25 protein-coding genes and 2 tRNA genes are annotated in these 20509 nt (G+C 70.4%); 14 read left to right on the forward strand and 13 right to left on the reverse strand.

Translation table 11 applies throughout. The features are described 5' to 3' along the window. Both VHU88_18855 and VHU88_18860 read left to right on the forward strand, forming a co-directional pair. Positions 1-544: hypothetical protein (locus tag VHU88_18855; GenBank protein HEX3613757.1), on the forward strand; the 544-nt coding region annotated here is incomplete at its 5' end. Positions 545-556: 12 nt separating this feature from the next. After that, a complete protein-coding gene (locus VHU88_18860) occupies positions 557-1288 on the forward strand; it encodes a creatininase family protein (GenBank protein HEX3613758.1) in 732 nt (243 codons plus the stop codon). Here the strand turns inward: VHU88_18860 and VHU88_18865 are convergent. Further along, positions 1264-1635, reverse strand: a complete 372-nt coding sequence (locus tag VHU88_18865) for a TrmH family RNA methyltransferase (protein HEX3613759.1) — start codon at positions 1633-1635, stop codon at positions 1264-1266. The genes VHU88_18860 and VHU88_18865 overlap by 25 nt on opposite strands. Before the next feature lie 438 nt (positions 1636-2073). On the opposite strand from VHU88_18865, the gene VHU88_18870 reads away from it, so the two are divergent. From VHU88_18870 to VHU88_18880, 3 genes are all read left to right on the forward strand, one after another. After that, positions 2074-2262, forward strand: a complete 189-nt coding sequence (locus tag VHU88_18870; GenBank protein HEX3613760.1) for an excisionase family DNA-binding protein — start codon at positions 2074-2076, stop codon at positions 2260-2262. Positions 2263-2515: 253 nt separating this feature from the next. After that, positions 2516-2740 (forward strand): type II toxin-antitoxin system HicA family toxin, encoded by a 225-nt coding sequence (locus VHU88_18875; GenBank protein HEX3613761.1) that lies wholly within the window; start codon positions 2516-2518, stop codon positions 2738-2740. Further along, the gene (locus tag VHU88_18880) at positions 2737-3144 is read left to right on the forward strand and encodes a hypothetical protein (protein ID HEX3613762.1); all 408 of its coding nucleotides are present in this window, start codon (positions 2737-2739) and stop codon (positions 3142-3144) included. Before VHU88_18875 ends, VHU88_18880 begins: the two co-directional genes overlap by 4 nt. 1077 nt (positions 3145-4221) lie before the next feature. On the opposite strand, the gene VHU88_18885 is transcribed toward VHU88_18880, so the two are convergent. The 7 genes from VHU88_18885 to galU form a co-directional block, all read right to left on the reverse strand. Next, a tRNA-Ala gene (locus tag VHU88_18885) sits at positions 4222-4295 on the reverse strand. Between the two features lie 74 nt (positions 4296-4369). Further along, positions 4370-5347: a hypothetical protein gene (locus VHU88_18890; protein HEX3613763.1), complete on the reverse strand. Its 978-nt coding sequence runs from the start codon at positions 5345-5347 to the stop codon at positions 4370-4372. A 70-nt stretch (positions 5348-5417) separates the two neighbouring features. Further along, positions 5418-6026: a GNAT family protein gene (locus VHU88_18895; protein HEX3613764.1), complete on the reverse strand. Its 609-nt coding sequence runs from the start codon at positions 6024-6026 to the stop codon at positions 5418-5420. Next, positions 6023-6520, reverse strand: a complete 498-nt coding sequence (locus tag VHU88_18900; GenBank protein HEX3613765.1) for a MogA/MoaB family molybdenum cofactor biosynthesis protein — start codon at positions 6518-6520, stop codon at positions 6023-6025. Before VHU88_18900 ends, VHU88_18895 begins: the two co-directional genes overlap by 4 nt. 73 nt (positions 6521-6593) lie before the next feature. Further along, the gene (gene moaC, locus VHU88_18905) at positions 6594-7094 is read right to left on the reverse strand and encodes a cyclic pyranopterin monophosphate synthase MoaC (protein ID HEX3613766.1); all 501 of its coding nucleotides are present in this window, start codon (positions 7092-7094) and stop codon (positions 6594-6596) included. Then, complete coding sequence (gene glp, locus VHU88_18910; protein HEX3613767.1) at positions 7091-8314, reverse strand: gephyrin-like molybdotransferase Glp; 1224 nt, start codon at positions 8312-8314, stop codon at positions 7091-7093. Before glp ends, moaC begins: the two co-directional genes overlap by 4 nt. After that, the gene (gene galU, locus VHU88_18915; protein HEX3613768.1) at positions 8311-9210 is read right to left on the reverse strand and encodes a UTP--glucose-1-phosphate uridylyltransferase GalU; all 900 of its coding nucleotides are present in this window, start codon (positions 9208-9210) and stop codon (positions 8311-8313) included. The genes glp and galU overlap by 4 nt, the downstream gene beginning before the upstream one ends. 18 nt (positions 9211-9228) lie before the next feature. Between galU and VHU88_18920 the strand changes: the two genes are divergently transcribed. The 4 genes from VHU88_18920 (at position 9229) to cpaB (ending at position 11812) form a co-directional block, all read left to right on the forward strand. Next, the gene (locus VHU88_18920; protein ID HEX3613769.1) at positions 9229-9822 is read left to right on the forward strand and encodes a 5-formyltetrahydrofolate cyclo-ligase; all 594 of its coding nucleotides are present in this window, start codon (positions 9229-9231) and stop codon (positions 9820-9822) included. A 35-nt stretch (positions 9823-9857) separates the two neighbouring features. After that, a complete protein-coding gene (locus VHU88_18925) occupies positions 9858-10205 on the forward strand; it encodes an FmdB family zinc ribbon protein (GenBank protein ID HEX3613770.1) in 348 nt (115 codons plus the stop codon). 126 nt (positions 10206-10331) lie between these two features. Beyond that, entirely contained in the window at positions 10332-11153 is an 822-nt protein-coding gene (locus VHU88_18930; protein HEX3613771.1) for an S-methyl-5'-thioadenosine phosphorylase, read from the forward strand. Then, on the forward strand, positions 11150-11812 hold the full coding sequence (gene cpaB / locus VHU88_18935) for a Flp pilus assembly protein CpaB (protein HEX3613772.1): 663 nt from the start codon (positions 11150-11152) through the stop codon (positions 11810-11812). Before VHU88_18930 ends, cpaB begins: the two co-directional genes overlap by 4 nt. A gap of 24 nt (positions 11813-11836) precedes the next feature. On the opposite strand, the gene VHU88_18940 is transcribed toward cpaB, so the two are convergent. From VHU88_18940 to VHU88_18950, 3 genes are all read right to left on the reverse strand, one after another. Further along, positions 11837-11980 (reverse strand): hypothetical protein, encoded by a 144-nt coding sequence (locus VHU88_18940; GenBank protein HEX3613773.1) that lies wholly within the window; start codon positions 11978-11980, stop codon positions 11837-11839. A 37-nt stretch (positions 11981-12017) separates the two neighbouring features. After that, positions 12018-12431, reverse strand: coding sequence for an STAS domain-containing protein (locus tag VHU88_18945; GenBank protein HEX3613774.1), 414 nt, complete (start codon positions 12429-12431; stop codon positions 12018-12020). 537 nt (positions 12432-12968) lie between these two features. Further along, a complete protein-coding gene (locus VHU88_18950; GenBank protein HEX3613775.1) occupies positions 12969-13811 on the reverse strand; it encodes an alpha/beta hydrolase in 843 nt (280 codons plus the stop codon). A gap of 139 nt (positions 13812-13950) precedes the next feature. Between VHU88_18950 and VHU88_18955 the strand changes: the two genes are divergently transcribed. Then, a tRNA-Arg gene (locus VHU88_18955) sits at positions 13951-14023 on the forward strand. Between the two features lie 92 nt (positions 14024-14115). Further along, positions 14116-14373 carry a hypothetical protein gene (locus tag VHU88_18960; protein ID HEX3613776.1) on the forward strand — a complete coding sequence of 86 codons (258 nt, stop codon included), beginning with the start codon at positions 14116-14118 and terminating at the stop codon, positions 14371-14373. Between the two features lie 738 nt (positions 14374-15111). On the opposite strand, the gene VHU88_18965 is transcribed toward VHU88_18960, so the two are convergent. Both VHU88_18965 and VHU88_18970 read right to left on the reverse strand, forming a co-directional pair. Next, complete coding sequence (locus VHU88_18965) at positions 15112-15933, reverse strand: HDIG domain-containing protein (protein HEX3613777.1); 822 nt, start codon at positions 15931-15933, stop codon at positions 15112-15114. A 5-nt stretch (positions 15934-15938) separates the two neighbouring features. Continuing rightward, positions 15939-16082, reverse strand: coding sequence for a hypothetical protein (locus VHU88_18970; GenBank protein HEX3613778.1), 144 nt, complete (start codon positions 16080-16082; stop codon positions 15939-15941). 791 nt (positions 16083-16873) lie between these two features. Between VHU88_18970 and VHU88_18975 the strand changes: the two genes are divergently transcribed. From VHU88_18975 to VHU88_18985, 3 genes are all read left to right on the forward strand, one after another. Continuing rightward, positions 16874-17395 carry a general stress protein gene (locus VHU88_18975; GenBank protein HEX3613779.1) on the forward strand — a complete coding sequence of 174 codons (522 nt, stop codon included), beginning with the start codon at positions 16874-16876 and terminating at the stop codon, positions 17393-17395. Between the two features lie 533 nt (positions 17396-17928). Further along, positions 17929-18360: a thioredoxin gene (trxA, locus tag VHU88_18980; protein ID HEX3613780.1), complete on the forward strand. Its 432-nt coding sequence runs from the start codon at positions 17929-17931 to the stop codon at positions 18358-18360. Positions 18361-18376: 16 nt separating this feature from the next. Continuing rightward, on the forward strand, positions 18377-20137 hold the full coding sequence (locus tag VHU88_18985; GenBank protein ID HEX3613781.1) for an FAD-dependent oxidoreductase: 1761 nt from the start codon (positions 18377-18379) through the stop codon (positions 20135-20137). Positions 20138-20509: the final 372 nt, after the last annotated feature.

The raw sequence follows: 20509 nt of genomic DNA on the forward strand, positions 1-20509 counted from the left end.
CGGCCTCGCCGAGGCCGCGCTGCGTGATCGCAACCGGCTGTCGCCGCGACTGCAAGCCGTGGCACTACGGCAGCACGCGAACGCGAGCGCACTGAGCGGCGATCGCGAAGGCTGCCTGCGCTCTCTGGACCTCGCGCGGGCTGCGGCTGCCGTGCCGGTCACCGACCCGGACGACGAGATCGCCGGGTACTGCTCCCCTGCCTACGTCGAAATGGAGACCGGTCATTGCTGGACCCAACTCGGTGAGCCGGGACGCGCGGTGCCCGCACTTCAGCGTGCCTTGGCCGCCTGGCCAGCCGGACAGGAACGCGACCGCGGTTTGTGCCTGGCCCGCCTCGCCTTGGCGCATGCCCAGAGCGGCGACCTCGACGCAGCCGCATTGGCCGGGATCGACTCACTCGCTGTCGTCCGCTCCTCGGCCTCGGCCAGATCGCTTGACCAACTGCGCCGCCTGAGGGTTCTGTTGGCCGGGTCGCGTAACGTCGGGTCAGCCAATCAGTTCGAGGCCGCTCTGTCCGACCTGCTGTGCGAGACCGGCCGGTGAAAGGACCCTTGCGTGGAACACCTGTTGCCGAAGTCGACCAGCAAGGATGAACGCGAACGGGCGTCGCGCATCGCCGTTCTGCCCGTCGGCAGCTTCGAGCAGCACGGCGACCACCTGCCGCTTATCACGGACACCGTCATCGCCTGCGTGATCGCCCGAGAGATCGCCGCCGCACACGACCTCATGCTGCTTCCGCCGATCACCATGTCGTGCTCTCACGAGCACTCGGCCTGGCCGGGCACGGTGAGCATCAGCGCCCGAACGCTGTACTCGGTGGTCACCGACATCGCGAGGTCCGTAGCAGCGAACGGCGCCGATCGACTGCTGATCGTTAACGGACACGGCGGAAATTATGTACTTTCCAACGTCGTGCAAGAGGCGAACGTCTCCGGGCCGCAGATGGCGCTGTTCCCCACTCGCGACGACTGGGCCGCTGCCCGCGTCGCAGCCGGCGTGGAGACCAGCCACCACGACGACATGCATGGCGGCGAGTTGGAAGTTTCGATCCTGCTCCATGCCCATCCGGAACTTGTCGGACCGGGCGCGCTCGACCAGGACCACGAAGTGCCCAACCGGCCGATGCTGCTGAGCCTCGGTATGGACGGTTACACCAAGAACGGCATCATCGGTCGCCCGTCGCTCGCCTCGCCCGCCAAAGGCAAGGCCGTTCTCGAGTCGCTGACCAAGCTCGCCCAGACACACCTGGCCGCGCTGCGCGATCAGGCCAGCCCGGCGAGTCGATAGAGCACCAACGAGCCGGCAACTGCGACGTTCAGGCTGGCGCCGCGACCGACCATCGGGATCTCCACGACCTCGTCGATCGACTCCCAGATCTCCTCGGGCACGCCGAGGCGTTCGTGACCGAGCAGCACGACGGTTCGTCGTCGGGCGAGCGGCAACCGGGCCAGCGGTGTGGCCCCGTCTGCCAACCCCACCGCCAGGATCCGGCTGCCGCGATCGCGTTGCTCATCGATCCACTGGGCCTTGGTGGGACCGACCCAGTGGACGCACCCACGCTCGATCAGCGTGTCGCCTCGGGCCAACGCATCGCGGTAGTGCGCCGTTTCCGGGACCGCGAGACTGGCGCCCACGGCGTCGCATGTCCGCAATAGCATGCCGAGGTTCGCACCGTAGGCGGCCCAAAGAGGCGCGGCGATCAGATGATCGGCGCACCGCTGCGCTCGGTGACGCCGTCGACCTCGCAGCTCGGCCAGCTTGGTTCGCCGCGCCGCTCAACAGCTCGCGGGACTACTCCAAAGATCCATCAGGACGGCGCTTCGCGGCGCACCGAGCCATCGACGGGGACAGGGTCCAACTTCAGGGTACGCGCTGCGCGCCACTCCCTACCGCAATCCCCGGAGAAGCGCACGATCCCCTCAGTCCCTGGCGGGAACATAGCGCCGCTGTCGGCCCAACCGCTCTGCACTCGTGGTTATCCACGGATCCGGCTAACCCCAGGCAACTTCCGGCGCGCGCTGCAGCGCGCTGTCATCGGCGCAAGAGCTCTGCACAGCCACGAGGAGGAGCGCATGCCAACCGCGTTGTACACGGTCGAGCAGGCCGCGGAGATTCTCGGCATTGGTCGCACCCTGATGTTCCGGCTGATCGCCGATGGCACCGTCGAGTCAGTGTTGATCGGTCGACTGCGCCGAGTGCCTGTCGACGCCGTCACCAGCTACGTCGATCAGTTACGGGGGCACGGCGGGACGGCGGCCTGACCGACCGGGGCGAGCACGCGGCCGTCGGGGGCTGCCAGCCTGGTCCCTGCGGCACGGAGGAGCCGCGCTACCCCCACGTCGCGGAGTGCGCGGAGCCGGACCCGTCCAAGCGCCCTCGGCTCAGGCGCGACGGGCACCACCTAGGCGTCGTCCACCTGGCGATCGATCTCCGCTTCGGATCTCAAGGTCGACCGAACGGCCAGCGTTTGTGCGATCGTCGCACTTGTTTAAGTGCGACGACTACACTAGAGTCATGAAGCCGATGCCGACCCGCAAGGTCCGCGACATCCTCGCTGGCCTCGGCTGCGTCAAGACCACCACCGAGGGCTCCCACGAGAAGTGGACCAGCCCGCAGTGCCGTTCGGTGATCGTGGTTGCCGCAGAAAAGGAACAGTCGGCCGGGACGCTGCGCAACATCCAGACCGAGCTGGTCGCCGAGTTCGGCGCGAAGTGGTTCGAGAAAGCGAGCAGGCGATGACCTACAGCGTGCACTGTGAGTGGGAACCCACCACAGACGGCAAGGGATGGTGGAACGCCCGCGTCCCCTCGATCCCCGGGGTGTGGACGCAGGCACGCCGCCTTGAGCAGATCCCCGGCCGAATCGTCGAGGCGATCCGCGTCATGACCGGCGAGACCGTCAACGAGGCCGACGTCGAGATCGACCGCAACAAGATCGCTGGCCACCCGGTCGTCAGGAAAGCCCTCACGGTGCACCGGAACAGACTGAAGGTGCAAGCGCTCGCGAGCAAGGTCCAAGACGACACCACCGTGGTCATCAAGTCGTTGACCGCCGCGAAGTTCTCCAAGCGAGACATCGGCTTCCTCGTCGGGACGTCCGCCAGTACGGCGAGCGCGCGGGCCAAGGCGACCCGCACCCGTTAGAAACAACAGCGGCTGCACGGGACCAGTCGGCGCTCACGTGCGAGATGGTGGAGTTCTTTGGGGTGGCCACCGGCTGGCACGTTGAGGCGGTCTGGGAGCTGCGCACCGGACGGAGGAGGACCGGCCACGCGGGTACTCGATCTGGCGAAAAGCCCCCAAGATCGACGAGAGTGCTGTGATCGCGGATTACCACGCCCCGTCGAGGCGGAGCTGGTCGCCGGGTTCCGCGAGAGAATGCAGGGCTTGCTCGCGGCGGACGGCGCGCGTCGCACAGGTGGCGGGATTGCGAGCGGACCGGCAGGGGGCCGGGCGGTGTCACCCCAGCTCTGGCGCCTCCACACCCCAGCCGCGGCTCAGGACACTCAGCCCGCAGCGAGCAGGTGGCAGTCGGGCGGATCGCGCTCGAACACATCAGCACCAGCGTCGCGCCAAGATAGGTCGCCGCCAGTTCGTGCTCGTCCCGCGGGATCAGAGTCGCCAGCTCCAGGATCCCGCCAACGAGGTAGCCCTCCACTGATTGGCCCTCGCGTTCCTCGACTGCCGAAAGTACAGGCCGCTGAATGGTTGTGATCTTCGACGAGTAAGTCGATCTCCTTGAGTAATGGGGGAACGCTCAACGCACTCCGGTCCCTGTCCCCGGTGACCGGCGCGGGCCGTTGGCCGGGTGTCTCATTGGGTCCGCGCGGTGATTCGTCGCATTGCCGGGGGTCCTACGTACGTCGCCGCGTCACGACAGCCGCGTTCGTCGGCCGCGGGCGCTGTTGAGTCGCACGGGCCAGCCAATTACTCGTGTGATTCCCGGCGCACATGGCCAGGGGCCAACCCAGCCTTCACGGCGCCAGCACGAGCCGACCAAGTCACTACATCTCGTCGCCCAGGACCGCGTCGACACCGACTGCATCGTCGCGCGGGAGCCCTCTAGCGCCAGCTCATCCCCTCACCACCGGGTCCGAAGGGGTCCGCCTCGCTCCGCCGGAGTTCAGCGGGGTACGCCCGATCTTGCGGACAAATTGCGGACAAAAGATCTTGAGGCCTGATCCGGTTTCCCGAATCAGGCCTCTGACCTGCTGCGTTGGGTGGAGCTGAGGGGATTTGAACCCCTGGCCCCCTCGTTGCGAACGAGGTGCGCTACCGGACTGCGCCACAGCCCCAATTGCCGTCGGAGAGGTTATCAAAGGATGAGCGGGGCTCCGGCCACGGCGCGGGCCGTCCGGGGTGCGGTGGTTCAGTCGTTGACGGCGCGCTTGTGCTCGAACTCTGCCTGCAGGCCGTCGCCGATCGGGGTCTCGCCATCGGTCGCCTCGGCGGCCGGGCTCGACGGGTCGAGTTTCGTGGTCGCCTCAGCGACGGTCTCGGCGGCCTCGGCCGTCTGGGCAACGAGGGGCTCGACAACCGGTGCCGGCACGGGCGCCTGGGTCGAGTCGGCGGCCGGGTGGTCGTGTTCGGTCCAGGCCCGACCGGCCGGGATGTCGATGCGTCGGCCGACGACCGACGGGGCCTTGGCGGCCATGATGTACGTGGGCAGCGGGACCGGCCGTGGCTCCCAGCCCTCGGCCAGTTGCGAAGTCCGGCCGGTCGTGGCATCGGCCGGGTCGAACGACGGCCACGGGTCGAAGAAGTCCGAGCTGTCCTTGTGGCGGCCCCGCAGTCCGTGCCGCTTGGGCGAGGCCGGTGCCACCGGCTCCTCGACGACGACTCGCGGCGCCCGGGCCCGCCGGGTCTGGGCGCGCAGCTCCACCACGTAGGTGAGCAGCAGCAGCACCGGGAGACCGGGCGCCCAGCCGGGCAGCGCGCCGACCAGCTTGAGCAGCCCGCCGGACAGCGAGAAAAGCACCAGCAGGACGAGCATCCGCCGCCGCCGACGAGCGGTCGCGGCGCTGACGCGGACAGGCGCGGGACCGGCCGCGACCGCGGTGTCCGGCCGGCGCTGCTTGACCACCGGCTCGGCCGCGTCGACCGCGGGTCGGATCATCGAGTAGGTGCCGACCGGTGCGTCGGCCGTCCCGCGGCGGCGCAGAACCACACCCTGGGTGGGGACGATCACCTCGCGGGGGCCGGAGCGCATCGCCCGCGTCGCGAAGTAGACGGCCCAGGCGCCCAGGACCGCGGCGTAGATCAATCCACTGCCGCTCATGCTCCACTCCCAACCGGCGAGCCCGGCGAGTTCGTCCACCCGTGGCCGGAGCTGCACACCGATCGCCACGCTAAGTCCGGAAGTGATCGTCTTTCCGGATTGGCCGGCCGTGTCGCGTCGGACTTTGTCCGCAATGTGCTTACTGGGGCGCGAGGGGTCCGCGGGAACTACGCCAGCGATGCATGAGGCCCGCTGGGACCTCCTCAGCGGTCAGCACGTAGACCAGATGGTCGCGCCAGGCGCCGTCGATGTGCAGGAACCGCGGGCGCAGCCCCTCCTCGCGGAAGCCAAGTTTCTCGACCACCCGGCGGCTGTTCCGGTTCTCCGGACGGATGCATACCTCGACGCGGTGCAGGCCCATCCCGGTCAAGCAGTGGTCGGTGGCCAACGCCACCGCGGTGGGCATGATGCCCCGCCCGGCGTGGCCCTGGTCGATCCAGTAACCGATGTTGGCTGCGCACAGCGAGCCCCAGGTGACACCGGCGATCGTCAGCTGCCCGACGAACCGGCCGTGATACTCCAACCCGAACGGCAATGTGCGGCCCTCCCGGGCCTCCGCGCGCAGTCGGCGCACCATCGGGGCGAAGCCGAGCTCGCCGCCGTCCTCCCCCGGCCGGGTCGCCTCCCACGGCGCCAGCCAGGTGCTGTTGGCCCGGCGCATAACCCGCCAGGCGTCGCCGTCGCGCACCCGCAGCGGGCGCAGCACCACCGCCCCGTCCGCCAGGCGGACCGGCCAGCCACGGTTCACGGCAACCCGCTGCGGACGTGGTCGCCACCGTGGACCTGATCGACCGCGTGGGCCAGCACCGGGCCGAGTACGGCGATCCCGTCCTTGCAGCCACCGGGCGAGCCGGGCAGGTTGACGATCAGCGTGCGGCCGGCAAGGCCGGCCAGCCCGCGGGAGAGCAAGGCGGTCGGGACAGTGGGCGCCGACCGGTGGCGGATCGCCTCGGCGATGCCGGGAACCGCACGCTCGATCACCGGGGCGGTCATCTCCGGGGTCAGGTCGCCCGGGGTGAGGCCGGTGCCGCCGGTGGTGAGCACCACGTCGTAGCCGGCGGCGACCGCCGCCCGCAGGGCCACGCCCACCGGTTCGCCGTCGGGCACGATCTGCGGCCCGTCGACGACGAAGCCGAGTTCGGTCAGTCCGGAGTGCAGGATCGGGCCACCGCGATCCTCGTAGATCCCGGCCGAAGCCCGGTTGGACACGGTGATCACCAGCGCCCGGCGCACCTGGTTCACCGGCGGACCACCATTCGCCCGTGCCGGTCGGGCGACGGCGGGCACTGTGACATCGGTTCGCTCGCAGGCTCGCTCACGGCTGCGCGTCCGCCCTTCGGTACTCCCCCGACTTGCCGCCGCTCTTGTGCTCCAGTCGGACCTCGGTGATCACGGCCGCCTTGTCGACGGACTTCACCATGTCGATGACCGTCAGCCCGGCCACCGCCACCGCGGTCAGCGCCTCCATCTCCACCCCGGTGCGGTCGGCTGTGCGGACCGTCGCGGCGATCGTGACCGCGTCGTCCTGCACCGTGAGGTCGACCGTGACCCCGTGGATCGCCAGCGGGTGGCACAGCGGGATCAGGTCCGGGGTGCGCTTGGTCGCGGCGATCCCGGCGATCCGGGCCACGGCCAAGGCGTCGCCCTTCGGGACTCCCTTGCCGCGCAGCAGATCCACCACCTCGGCGCTGACCAGGACCCGTCCGGTGGCAGTCGCCTGACGGACCGTCACTTCCTTGGCCGAGACGTCGACCATCCGGGCAGCGCCGCTCGCGTCGAGGTGCGTGAACGATGGACCCGCGCTTGGTTCGCTCATGCGAGTTCGCGGTCCAGCGACATCACGTCGACCTGGTCGCCGATGGTGTAAGACACGACGTCCTCCGGGATGACCACGAAGCAGTTCGCCTGAGCCAGGTCGCCGATCAGGTGCGAGGCAGGCCCGCCGACCGGGCGGACCTGAGGCGGCCCGTACGGCCGCGACGGGCCCAGGATCGCCCGCATGAACTGGGTCTTGCCCGCCGGCGAACTCAGCGGCTCCATCGTGGTGGCCTTGATCAACGGGCGCTGCTCCGGGGTCAGCCCGCGCATCCGGCGGATCGCTGGGCGCACGAACACCTCGAAGGAGACATAGGCGCTGACCGGGTTGCCCGGGAGCGTGAAGATCGGGACATCGCCGATCCGGCCGAAGCCCTGCGGCTTGCCCGGGTTCATCTTCACGCCGCCGAACTCGACCGTGCCGAGTCGGGACAGCACCGCCTTGACCACGTCGTAGGCCCCGGCGCTGACGCCGCCGGAGGTGATGACCAGATCGGCGCGGACCAACTGCTCCTCGATCGCGGTCAGCACGGCGCCCTCGTCGTCGGCGACCAGCCCGACGCGGAACGGCAGGGCGCCGGCGTCGCGGACCGCGGCAGCGAGCATGAAGCTGTTGGACTCGTGGATCGCTCCGGGCCGCAACGGCATCCCGGGTTCGATCAGCTCGCTGCCGGTGGAGATCACGACGACGCGCGGACGTGGCCGGGCCGGCACCCGGGCCCGACCGATCGCGGCCAGCACGCCGATCTGGGCCGGCCCCAACTCGGTGCCCGCCGTCAGCACGAGCTCGCCGATGGTGACGTCGCTGCCGCGGCGCCGGATGTGCTGGCCGTCGGTGGGTTGGGCGTGGATCGAGACCCGGGTCGTGCTCGCGTTGGTGAGCTCGACGGGAATGATCGCCTCGCTGCCATCGGGCACCGGCGCACCGGTCATGATCCGAGCGCAGGTCCCCGCGGTGATGGGCCGGGAGGGCATGAAACCGGCCGCGATGTCGTCGACGACCTGGATCTCGGCCGGGAACTCGCGGCTCGCGCCGAGTACGTCGGAGAGGCGGACCGCGTAGCCGTCCATCGCCGAGTTGTCCCACGGCGGCAGGTCGACCTCGGAGTGAATGTCCTCGGTGATCGTGCAGCCCTGGGCGTCGAGCAGCGGAAGCTCCAGCGGGAGTGCCGGCTGGACCGAGTCCAGGATCCAGGCCGACTGCTCCTCGACCGACCTCACGTCGTACTGCCGGGCAGTTCGTTCTTGACGAAGTCGGCGAGCCACTCCCGGAATTCCGGCCCGAGATCGGCTCGTTCGCAGGCCAGCCGGACGATCGTGCGCAGGTACTCGCCGCGGTCGCCGGTGTCGTAGCGCCGCCCGCGGAACACGACCGCGTGTACCGGCCCACCGCCGTCGCCGACCGCCAGCGAACGCAGCGCGTCGGTGAGCTGGATCTCCCCGCCCCGGCCGGGCGGGGTGCGCCGCAGCACGTCGAAGACCGCCGGTTCCAGCACGTAGCGACCGATGATCGCCAGATTGCTCGGCGCGACCGCGCGCTCGGGCTTCTCGACCAGGTCGGTCACCCGGACGACGCCCTCGACCCCGCTCGGGGCGACGGCGGCGCAGCCGTAGAGATGGATGTGGTCGGCCGGGTCCTCCATCAGCGCGATCACGCTGCCGCCGAGCTGTTCGCGCGCGGCCATCATCGGGGCCAGCAGGGGGTCGCGAGGATCGATCATGTCGTCGCCGAGCAGGACCGCGAACGGCTCCTGGCCGATGTGCTGCGCGGCGCACAGCACCGCGTGCCCGAGGCCCCGGGGATCGCCCTGGCGGACGTAGTGCATGGTCCCCAGGTCGCTCGAGGCGCGGACCCGCTCGAGGGTCTGCGTGTCGCCCTTCTCGGCGAGCTTCTCCTCGAGTTCGTAGTTGCGGTCGAAGTGGTCCTCCAGCGCGCGCTTGTTGCGACCGGTGATCATCAGTATGTCGGTCAGCCCGGCGGCGACGGCCTCCTCGACGACGTACTCGATCGCCGGTTTGTCGACGACCGGGAGCATCTCCTTGGGTGTCGCCTTGGTGGCCGGTAGGAAGCGGGTGCCGAGGCCGGCGGCGGGGACCACCGCCTTCGTCATCGTCATTACGGCAGGCTATCTGGCGTGGCCGACACAAAGGGCGACCTGCGAGCCGCCGCGTCGGCACGCCGGCGGGCACTGTCGCCGGACCAGCGCCGCGCGGTGGCCGATGCACTGTGCGAGCAGGCACTCGGCCTGCCCTGGGCCGACACGGTCGCGCTCTATGTATCGTTCGGCAGCGAGCCCGGGACCGGGCCGCTGCTGGCCGCCCTGCGCGAGCGGGGCACCCGGGTGCTGCTGCCGGTGGTGCTGCCGGACCGGTCGTTGGACTGGGCGGTCGACGACGGTTCGGCCGTGCCTGGCGTGCGCGGGATCCCCGAGCCGATCGGGGCGCGACTCGGCCCGGCCGGGATCGCGACCGCGGACCTGGTGCTGCTACCCGGCCTGGCTGCCGACCGGGCCGGGAATCGGTTGGGGCGCGGCGGTGGTTCTTATGACCGGGCGCTGCCGCTGCGGCGCCCGCAGGTGCCCGCGATCGTGCTGCTGCACCCGTGGGAGGTGGTGGCAGCGCTGCCGACCGACCCCCACGACGTGCCGGTCGATGCCGCGCTGACGGCCGACGGCCTCGTGCCGCTGGGCGCGGAGTGGACGAATGGGCCACCGGTGCGCGAGAATTAGCAGTCAGCGGGTGCGAGTGCCAACAGGAGGATTGCGTGCCCACGTATCAGTACGCCTGCACCGAGTGCGAGCACCAGCTCGAAGCGGTCCAGAAGTTCACCGACGACGCGCTCACCGAGTGCCCGGCCTGCACAGGCCGGTTGCGCAAGGTCTTCTCCGCGGTCGGCGTGGTCTTCAAGGGCTCCGGGTTCTACCGCACCGACAGCCGTGGCAAGAGTTCCTCCGGCGAGAACGGTTCGGACTCGAAGCCGGCCGCGAAGACCAGCAGCGACTCGTCGTCGACGGCCACGCCCGCGAAGTCCGAATCCGGCGCCGGCAAGGACTCCGGCGGCAGCAAGGACTCCGGCAGCACCAAGAAGAGCAGCGGGGAGTCCGCGGCCTGAGCCGGCGGGGCGCGTCGCCGGTGTCGTGACCGCCGCGCCCGACCGTTCCTCCACAGCCCGTCGGCCGTCCACAGGGCGGCAGCGAGGCCGCGCCGCTGTCGGTACCCGCGGCTAGGGTCCCGTCGCATGAGTGAACTGCGCACCACCGCCGAGATCGGCGTCATCGGCGGCTCGGGCCTGTACCAGTTCCTCGCCGACGCCGAGACCGTGATGGTCGAGACCCCGTACGGTCCGCCGTCCGATCCCCTCGTGGTCGGCGAGGTCGCCGGCCGCCGGGTGGCGTTCGTGCCCCGGCACGGGGCCGACCATCGCTGGCCCCCGCAGCGCATCCCGTACCGCGCCAACCTCTGGGCGTTGCGTGCGCTGGGGGTGGGCCAGGTCCTGGCGCCGTGCGCGGTCGGCTCACTGCGGCACGACCGGCCCATCGGCGCGCTCGTGATCCCCGACCAGGTCGTCGACCGTACCTGGAGCCGGGCCGCCACGTTCTACGACGGCCCGCCCGCCGGGGTCGTCCACGTCGCGTTCGCCGATCCGTACTGCCCGGTCGGGCGCGAGGTGGCCACCAAGGCCGCGCTGGCCGCGGGGTGGGACCCGTTCCCCGACGGCACGCTGGTGGTGATCGAGGGCCCGCGGTTCTCCAGCCGGGCCGAGTCGCAGTGGTACGCCGCCTCCGGGGCGTCGATCATCGGGATGACCGGGCAGCCGGAAGCGGCGCTGGCCCGGGAGCTCGCCCTCTGCTACACCCCGTTGGCGTTGGTCACCGACCTGGACGCGGGCATCGAGGCCGGCACCGGGGTGACGATGGCCGAGGTGTTCGCCATGTTCTCGGCGAACGTGGGGCGCCTGCGCGACCTGCTGTTCGACGTGATCGCGGCGTTGCCCACCGAGCGGGTCTGCCCGTGCCCGGCCACACTCGACGGAGTGCGCACCGGGATGACCCTGCCGTGACCGATTCCCCGCACCCGCGCGCCGCGGCGTCTCCCCTGGGCGCGCACCGGTGGTCGATCGCGTTGGGCCTGGCCGGGTTGGCCGCCTGGTCCGGGCTGCACGCGCTGCATGCCGGGTCCGGCGCCACGGTCCCGGTGCTCACGGCTGCGCGCGATCTGAGCTGGGGCTCGGCGATCGGACGCGACGACCTGGCCACGGTGCGGATGCCGGTGGCGAATGCGCCGGCGGCGGTGCTGCACGACTCCGGTCAGGCCGTGGGCCGCTGGCCCGCCTCGGCGATCCGGCGCGGCGAACCGATCACGGATGTCCGGTTGCTCGACGCCGGGGGCACTGGTTCGGTCGATGCGCCGGTGGCCGCACCGGTCCACGTCGCGGACGCTGCAGCCGCGCGGATGCTGCGGCCGGGAATGGTCGTCGACGTGCTCGCGGTGCCCATCGACGAGTTCCGCCCGGCCGAGGCAAACGCCGTGGCCGCGGTCGTGGCGAGCGCGGTGCGGGTGCTCAGCATCAGCGTCCCGGACGACCCGTCGGGAACGGCCGGGGCTCTGGTGGTGCTGGCCACGACCGCGGCGACCGCGGCTCGACTTGCCGCGGCGGAGTCCGCCGGGCGGCTTTCGGTCACCTGGCGGACCGACCCGAGGGCCGGGCTGCCGGGGTAGCCGGTGCGGGGTTCTGACGTAGCGTCAGTTCAGCTCCACCATCGGCCCGCTCTCCTCCACGGCTACTCGTGCGGGCCGCGCCACGAGGTGGCGCTCCTCGATCCGAGCGAGGAGAAACAGCATTGCCAACATGACCAGCGGGAGGAAGCAGGCCACAGCGAAACTCACGTCACACCTCAGAACCGGTAGCAGCGATATGGACCGGCTAAGCGCCGGCTGATGTCCTTGCATCGACGGCCAAACTCTCGGTGACCCGACCTCCGGGAACTCGCGGCGGGCGGCGCGAACCGCGCAGCGCCAACTCGACGTCGGGGTATGCGGGCAAGGAGGAGCCCAACCCGGTGACGTCAAGCAAACGGCGCAGCATCGGCTTCGGTCCGGCTATCCGCACCCAGATCCCGACCGCTGCGGCGCGCCGGCCGAGGTTGGCCATCGAACGCAGACAGGCGAGGTCACAGAAGTCCACCTCTGCGACATCCAGGACAATCCCGGCCGGCCGGCAACGCAGGACGTCTACGAGTTCGGCGTTCAGGACCGCGGCATTGCCGAGGTCGTACTCCCCGTGCAGGACGGCGACGGCGACGTTGCCGGCCCGCCGGACGTTCATGTTGGCGTCCACAGCTCCTCGATTCTTTGGCGGGGTCAGGAGCGGACGTGTGTTCCCTGCGGGTAACACGCTTCAATCGCCTCGGAATCGCAAACAGGCTCGCGGGTCGCTTGTTTGCGCTCCCCTCGGCTCAATCGCGTGTGTCGTTATTGTGCGTAGGCTTCGAACCTTTGAACAGGCTCATCGGCGGCACTTTCCAACCACTTTGCACGCCACACGTCCCACCTCCGGCAAGACCGGACAGATCAGGACCAACGCGATCCTTCGACCTCACCGTCCCAAACCGGCAAATCGGGTCTGACCTGCGACAATGTGCGGCAATCGCGATCTTGTCGGGTTTCAAGATCATTGCGTCCAATCAAACTTCGCAACCCTCGTCAAGGCGGCACGCCGAAGCACCTCAAATGCCCTTATTTACCGATCAATCGGACACTTCAAGGTTTGCCCGAGAATGGCGGCCGTTGCAAGATCAAAATGACGTGTCGCAAGATCAACATTGTCGTCCGGGACGACAATTGATCTCCCGCTGATCCTTTGCGGTGGCCGGACTCAGGCGCTGCGCAGGCCGGGCACGAACTCGAGGACGGCGGCGACGAAGGCGTCGTTGTCGTCGGCGGCTGCGGTGTGCGCGGCTCCCGCGAGGTCCACGACCCGCAGGTGCGGCACCAACTCCTGCAGGTGTTCCACCCCGGCGTCGTCCACCACGTCGGACAGCACGCCGCGCAGCAGCAATGTGGGGACGGTGAGGGCTGCGGCAGCCCGGTCCAGCCGTTCCTGCGGGACCGAAGCTTCGGCGATCAACTCCGGCACGATCCGTGGGTCCCAGTGCCAGACCCAACGCCCGTCCGGACGCTGCCGCAAGTTGCGTCGCAAGCCGTCGTGGCTCTCCGGGCGGGGGCGGTGCGGCAGGTAGGCGGAGACCGCGTCCGCGGCGGACTCCAGGTCGGCAAATCCGTCCGGCGCCGAACGCATGAACGCGAGGATCCGTTCCGCGCCGGCTATCCGCAGCCGGGGCACCACGTCGACCAGCACCAGCCCGGCGACCCGATCCCCAAGCTGCGGCGTGGCCAGCAGAGCAGCCATACCGCCCAAGCTCGCGCCCACCAGGATCACCGGCTCCGGCCCCAGCGTGGGCATGATGCGCACCAGATCGGCCGCGTGGTCCTCGGGGCGGTAGGCGCCGTCCGGCGACCACTCACTCTCCCCGTGGCCCCGCAGGTCGATCGCGTAGGCGCGAGCCCCGCGCGCAGCCAGTTGCTCCAGCGCCCGACCCCAGGAACTGCGGGTCTGCCCGCCGCCGTGGATCAGCAGAACCGGCGGCCCGTCCGCGGGCCCGGCCACGTCGGCTCGCAACCGCAGGTCGGCGCCGGGCAGTTCGATGCGGGCAGGCAATCCGGCTCCCGGTCGACGAGGTAGTTGACATGTCCAGCATGCCTGCTCGCTCGGCGGACCGCGCAGCCACCCCGGATCAAGCCCGACCGCGTCGGCTGGCCGTGCCCGGCGGCAGCCTGCGAGAATGGGCCGTCTCCCCGCCCTCGTAGCTCAGGGGATAGAGCACCGCTCTCCTAAAGCGGGTGTCGCGCGTTCGATTCGCGCCGGGGGCACGGCGCCTGACCTGCATATTTAGTAACGCAAGTCCGCGACGAATCTCACCGTGGGCATGAAAATGGGCATGAAGCTCTCGTAGGCTGCCTGCGTGGGGACCAAGGACGCCCGCCGGCGCGGTTACATCGAGGCAAGACCGAACGGGACGTTCCGCGCGGTCGTATTCGCGGGAACCGACGCACTCACCGACCGCGACCGCTACATCAAGCAGACGGCACCCACCCGGCGCGAGGCCGAGAAGCTGATGGCCAAGTTGCAGAACGAGGTCGACGAGCGGCGGCACTCGCAGGCCTCGATCACCCTCACCCGGCGATTGATCAGTGGCTGGAAGTGGCCCGACACGAGGTAAGTACCCGCGAGCGCTACGACGAGCTGATCCGGCTCTACCTCACCCCGGTGCTGGGCAAGCGGCAGTTGGTCGAGATCGATCCCCAGACGCTCGAACGCTTCTACGCGCGACTGCAGGAATGTCGGCGACTGTGTGATCCGAAGTCGCGGACCTGCCGCCCTTGCGAACCGTTAGCACCAAACACGGTGCGGAAGATCCACTTCATCGTCAGCGCGGCTATGGACCGTGCCGTCCGCTACCGCCAGATCTCCGTCAACAGCGCCGCGTTGGCTGAGCCACCGCGCTTCGCCCGGAGCGAGCCCGACCCGCCCAGTCCGACCGAAGTTGCCGCTCTGCTCAACGAAGCATCACGCGATCCCGAGTGGGCGCTCCTCCTCACGCTGACGCTGAGCGTGGGCTGGCGCAACGGCGAGATCTGCGCGCTGCGGTGGTCGGACGTCGACCTCGACACGGGCACCGTCACGATCGACCGCAGCCAGTGGGGCAGGTTGGAGAAGAGCACCAAGACCAATCAGCAGCGTCGCGTGGCGATTGCCGCCACTGCCGTCAAAGAACTGAGGCTGCATCAGGAACGGTGCCGGGCGCAGTGCGTCAAGCTCGACCTGCGGCTGACCTCCGAGTGCTACGTGTTCTCGGCGGCGCCCGACCGCCGGACCCCCGATGCTGCCGCGCAGCATCTCCCAGCGCTATCGGCGCTTGGCCGAGACCGTCGGGCTCCGGAGCACACGACTGCACGCGCTACGGCACTTCTCGGCCAGCCAGCTCGTAACCGCCGGCGTGGACCTGCGCACCGTGGCTGGGCGTCTGGGCCACGGCAGCGGCGGCGCCACGACGCTGCGCACCTATGCCGCCTGGAGCACGGAAGCCGACCGTCGCGCAGCCTCGACGATCGCGGGGATCGTGCCGGTGCCGGACCCGTCCAAGCGAGAACCCCGCGCGGCGTACGAGGTACTCGCCGCGCGGCTGATCGCAGACATCGAGTCCGGGAAGTTGAAGCCTGGGACTCAACTGCCGACGCTGGTGCAGTTGGCCGCGGAGCACAACCTCGCCCCGAATACCGCGCATCGGGCGGTCGTGATTCTCCGTGATCGGGGTCTCGTACAGCCGCTGCTCGACGGCGAACTGTTCTCCGTTCGGGCCGGTCGTCATGTCGCAGAAGATCAACGCGTCGGCCAGGACGCCTGGCTCGACCGGAAACTCGTGCTGCAGTTGGGCCTCGAGGCCGCGCTCGTCGGCCTCCACGCTCGCGCACGAGTGATGCGCGACCATGGTCACGACGCGCTCGTCGACGCCCAGATGCCGTAGGTGTCGGGCGCCGTCCAGCGGGTGGAATCCCGTCAGTTTCACGTCGGCCGCGTACCCGATGTCGTGCAGCCACGCCGCCGTGACCAGGAGGTCACGAGGAAGGCCCAAGTCGGCGGCGACGGTTTCGGCCTTGGCTGCCACCGCGCAGACATGCGCCCAGCGTCGCGGTATCTCTTCGGCGAGCGAACGTCGCGCGAGTTCGCGGGCCTCATCTGCAAGCACATCTCCACTGTAGGCGCCGCCGGGCCAGTGCATCGCGGTCACCCGCGCACGCCGGAACGGGCGACGATCTCGCCCAGTTCGGTGTCCCACACGACGAGCGAGAGCAGGAACTCTCGGTGGCTTTCGCCGTTGGCGGCCAGTTGTGCCGTGGTGTCGTCGGCGATCCGGTCGAGTTCGACCATGGCGTCCTGAGGGGTCCTGGCGACCGGCCGTCCACGAGACCGCGATCGGATTCGACTGAATCCCCGCCCGCGATCGGCAGCACGCCGAACCCGGTGCAACAGCCGGTCCAACGTGGCGATCACCCCCAACCAGGTACCCGCCGTTCCGGTCGAACGGGGGGACCCACCACGTTCCGCGCAGACCTGACGTTCCGTCACGCGAGCGATAGGCCATCACCTACGACCCGCTGCGCCCGCCCGTATTCGCCAGCGGGCCGCACGCCGTCGCTCGCGCCGCCAGGTAGTCAGCCTGCCCGCCCGACCGGGTCGACCGGCCCGCCGAACGCACCTGCACCGACCCGCGCACTGGCCACTTGGCCGCAGCCTGAAACCTTTTGGCCGCTCCTACCCACCGGATGCGTACGCAAACCCGGCCTTCGCCCGGCCGGGCGGTCCCGCAGCGCCACCACCGCCTGGCGATCCGGACTACGCGATCGGGGGATGTCCGCGGCTGACCGCCGGCGAAGGCTGGGCGATCTGCGGCGCGGGGCGGGCCAGGAGGCGACGAGTGTGGCGAAGGCGGTCGGAATCGACCTCCGCGCCACCAATTCGGTGATCGCAGCGGTCGAGTGCGGCCAGGCGACGGTGATCCCCAACGCCGACGGGGCGCGCGGGTCCGCATCGACCTGGTGGACGGCGAGCTCGCCGTCACGTTCGACAACCCGCCCGCGGGTCAGCACGCGGCACCACCGAAGGCGCCGTGACGTGGGCGGGAACCGCACTGACCACCCGTCAGCTTGGAGAGGACCGCAATGACTTCCACCGTGGCAGACACCGCCGTCATCGGCGTCTTCGACGACATCGTCGCCGCCCAGAAGGCCGTCCAGGAACTCGGCGCGCAGAACGTGCCGGCAAGCGCGATCTCGTTCGTCACCCAAGGTCTCACGGTGGAGGGCCGCGTCCACGGCTTCGTCACCACCAGGGACCTCGTCGGGGCGGGCGCGGAGACCGGCGCCTGGTTCGGGGGGATCTTCGGGCTGCTCGCCGGGGCGGCCTTCGTGTTCACCCCCGCCGGACCGGTGGCGGTGGCCGGGGCCCTCGTTGCGCCGCTTCTCGCCGGGCTGGAGGGGGCGGGGCTCGGCGGCGGGATCGGCGCCGTCACCGGCGCGCTGTTCGGCCGGTTCGTGGCCAAGCACCACATTCCCAAGATCGAGTCCCACCTCACCGGCGGCAAGTACCTCGTGATCGTGCAGGGGGATCTTGAGACGGTCAAGATCGCACACGACGTGCTCGTGGGGGCCGGCGCCGAGATCTCCGAGCATGAGGCGCCCTGAGCGAGGCGAGCGCGATGCCTCGCGTGGGCCGCCCTCGCGGTCGCCGCGGCGGCCTCGCCTGCCTCGGAGGCCGCGTCCAGGACGAAAATGGCCCGGCAGGTCCTGCTCGGCGGGCAGGACGTCCCCCGGGTCGGGTTCCTGGCCGGACGGTCGCGACCGCCGCTCGGGGTCCTCGCCGACGCCACCTTCACCTTCCGGCGTGCCAGGGCAACGACGGGTCCGGTGCTCCCGCCGGTCGGCCCTCTCGCGCGCCGAAGCGGCCGACCGCAGCGCTGGGCTCGGGTGGCGGGGCCGGACTACGTGGTCGCGGGATGTCCCACGTCGGGGGCACGCGCACAGTGGTGTGACGCTGTCGAGGGCGCGACCGTCCCCGGCCGGTTCCGGTCACCGACCGCAGCTCCAGCAGCTGTACGCCGGCTGCACGGTGGTTGCGCGCCGTGCACCGGGTTCACGTGGGGGATCGTCGCCCTGTGAACGCAGTGATGTGACGGACCATCATGGAACTTGAGAGGACCTGAGAGGTGGGCTCGGTGGTGACGACGGCGTCCCCGCGTACGGTGACCTGCCCCAGCTGTGGCCGGGAGAACCGGGTTCCCGCGGCCGCGCCGGGCAGCCCGCGGTGCGGGCACTGCCGATCGCCGCTGCCGTGGATCGCCGACGCCCGCGACGACGATTTCGCCGCCGTCGCGGAGGCCTCGACGCTTCCCGTCGTGGTGGATCTGTGGGCGCAGTGGTGCGGGCCTTGTCGCACGCTCAGCCCGGCGCTCGAGCACGTCGCTGCGGAGCTCGCCGGCCGCGTCAAGCTGGTCAAGGTCGACGTCGACGCGGCCCCCCGGCTCGCACGGCGGTTCGCCGTCCAGGCCGTCCCTACCTTGCTCATCCTGCGCGACGGCGCGGTGGTCGCCCGCCAGCCCGGTGCCGCCCCCGCTGCCGCCCTGCGCCACTGGATCGACGCCGCGCTCTAGAAGATCCGGAGTCCCGATGAATGCCTCAGCGGATACCTCGGCAACCGTCCCAGACCTGAATCCCGGCCTGGGCGGCGAGACTCCGGACATCGGCGGGGCGTACCCGCGGCTCAGCGTGGAGCAGATCGCCGAGCTCGCAGAGCACGGGGTGCGGCGGCGGACGCGGCCAGGCCAGGTCGTGGTGGCGGAGGGTCAGCGGGAGCGCGAGTTCATGGTCGTGCTCGCGGGGACCGTGGCCGTCTACGAGGACTACTGCACCCCGCGCGAGCGCGTGATCCGGGTCCACGGGCCGCGCCGATTCCTTGACGAGCTCGGCCTCCTCACCGGCCAGCCGTCGTTCGTGACCTGTGTCGTCCGCGAACCCGGCGAGGTGCTGGCGGTGCCGCTGGACGGCCTGCGGCGGATCGTGGGCCGCGACCGCCACCTCGGCGACGTGGTGCTTAGCGCGTTCTTGATCCGGCGGGAGCTGCTGATCGCCGCCGGTGCGGGACTGCGGATCATCGGTTCCCGCTACTCCGCCGACAGCCGGCGTCTGCGCGAGTTCGCCGCCCGCAACCGGCTGCCGCACCAATGGGTCGACCTCGAGTCGGACCCGGGCGCGGAGGAGCTGCTGCGCCAGCTCGGGGTGGGCCCGGGAGATACCCCCGTCGTCATCTGGCGCGGCACCCGCGTGCTGCGCAACCCGAGCAACGCGGAGCTGGCCGAGCTGACCGGCTTCGACCCGCCGACGTCCGCGGATGGCGTCTGCGACCTCGTCGTCGTCGGCGCGGGGCCGGCCGGCCTCGCGGCGGCCGTGTACGGGGCCTCGGAGGGCCTCTCGACCGTCGTCCTCGACGCGATTGCCACGGGCGGCCAGGCCGGGACGTCGTCCCGGATCGAGAACTACCTCGGCTTCCCCGCCGGTATCTCCGGCGCGGAGCTGGCCGACCGGGCGGTGATCCAGGCGGAGAAGTTCGGCGCCCGCCTCGGCGTCCCCGTCGAGGCCACCGGGCTCGCGCGCGGCAGGGACCACATCGTGGTGCGGGTCGACCCGGGCAGCGAGTTCCGCGCCCGGGCCGTCGTCGTCGCGACCGGTGCCCGCTATCGGCGGCTGAATGTGCCCGGGCTGGCGGATTTCGAGGGCAGGAGCGTCTACTACGCCGCGACGCTGGTGGAGGCCCAGTACTGCCGCCAACGGCCGGTCGCGGTGGTCGGCGGCGGCAACTCCGCCGGGCAGGCGACCGTGTTCCTCGCCCAGCACTCGCCGAAGGTCTACCTGCTCGTCCGCGGCGACGACCTCGCCGAGTCCATGTCCCGCTACCTGGTCGACCAGATCGAGCGGAACCCGGCCGTCGAGTTGATGTGCAACAGCGAGATTCGCGAACTACGCGGCCGCGGCGGCGAGCTGGACGCCGTCGTCGCGGAGAACACGAAGACCGGCGAGCGGCGCACCCTCGACGTGGCACCTCTTTTCGTGTTCATCGGGGCGGAGCCGTGCACCGGGTGGCTCGCGGGCAGCATCGCGCTGGACGACCGGGGCTTCGTCCTCACCGGGGACGAGGGGGCGGAGGCGGCCGGCGCCGACCCCGGGCTGCCCGAGACCCACGGCCCGGGCCGTCCCCCGCACCTGCTGGAGACCAGCTGGCCGGGGGTGTTCGCGGTGGGTGACGTGCGCAGCGGGTCGGTCAAGCGGCTCACCTCCGCGGTGGGCGAGGGCGCCATGGCAATCCGGCTGGTCCACGAGCTGCTGATCGCCGCGGACGACTTCGACGTCTGCGTGATCGCCGAAAGTCGCTGAGGGCAGCGCCGTACGGCTGCCCATGCCGAGCCCGGACCGTGATCCCTCGACGCGGTGCCCGATCCGGAGACCGGGTGACCGGGCCCACGATCCCGGGTCGACCTGGCCACGTCGAGCTCGACGACCTCTACGCGGCTGCGTGGTGTACCGGCCGTGCAAGGCGGGGACCATGCGAAACGCATCGGAATCCGCGACGAGGAGGATGGAAATGCCTGCCACAAAGGAACATGGCGCCACATCAGAGGTTGCTGGAACGCGCTACTCCGTGAAGGTCCGGGACGTGATGACCACGGAGGTAGTCACGGTAGGGCCGAAGGCGGCCTTCGGGGAGATGGTTGACGCACTCCTCGAGCACGACATCAGCGGCCTGCC

The sequence above is a fragment of the Sporichthyaceae bacterium genome (genome assembly GCA_036269075.1).
GTDB lineage: Bacteria > Actinomycetota > Actinomycetes > Sporichthyales > Sporichthyaceae > DASQPJ01.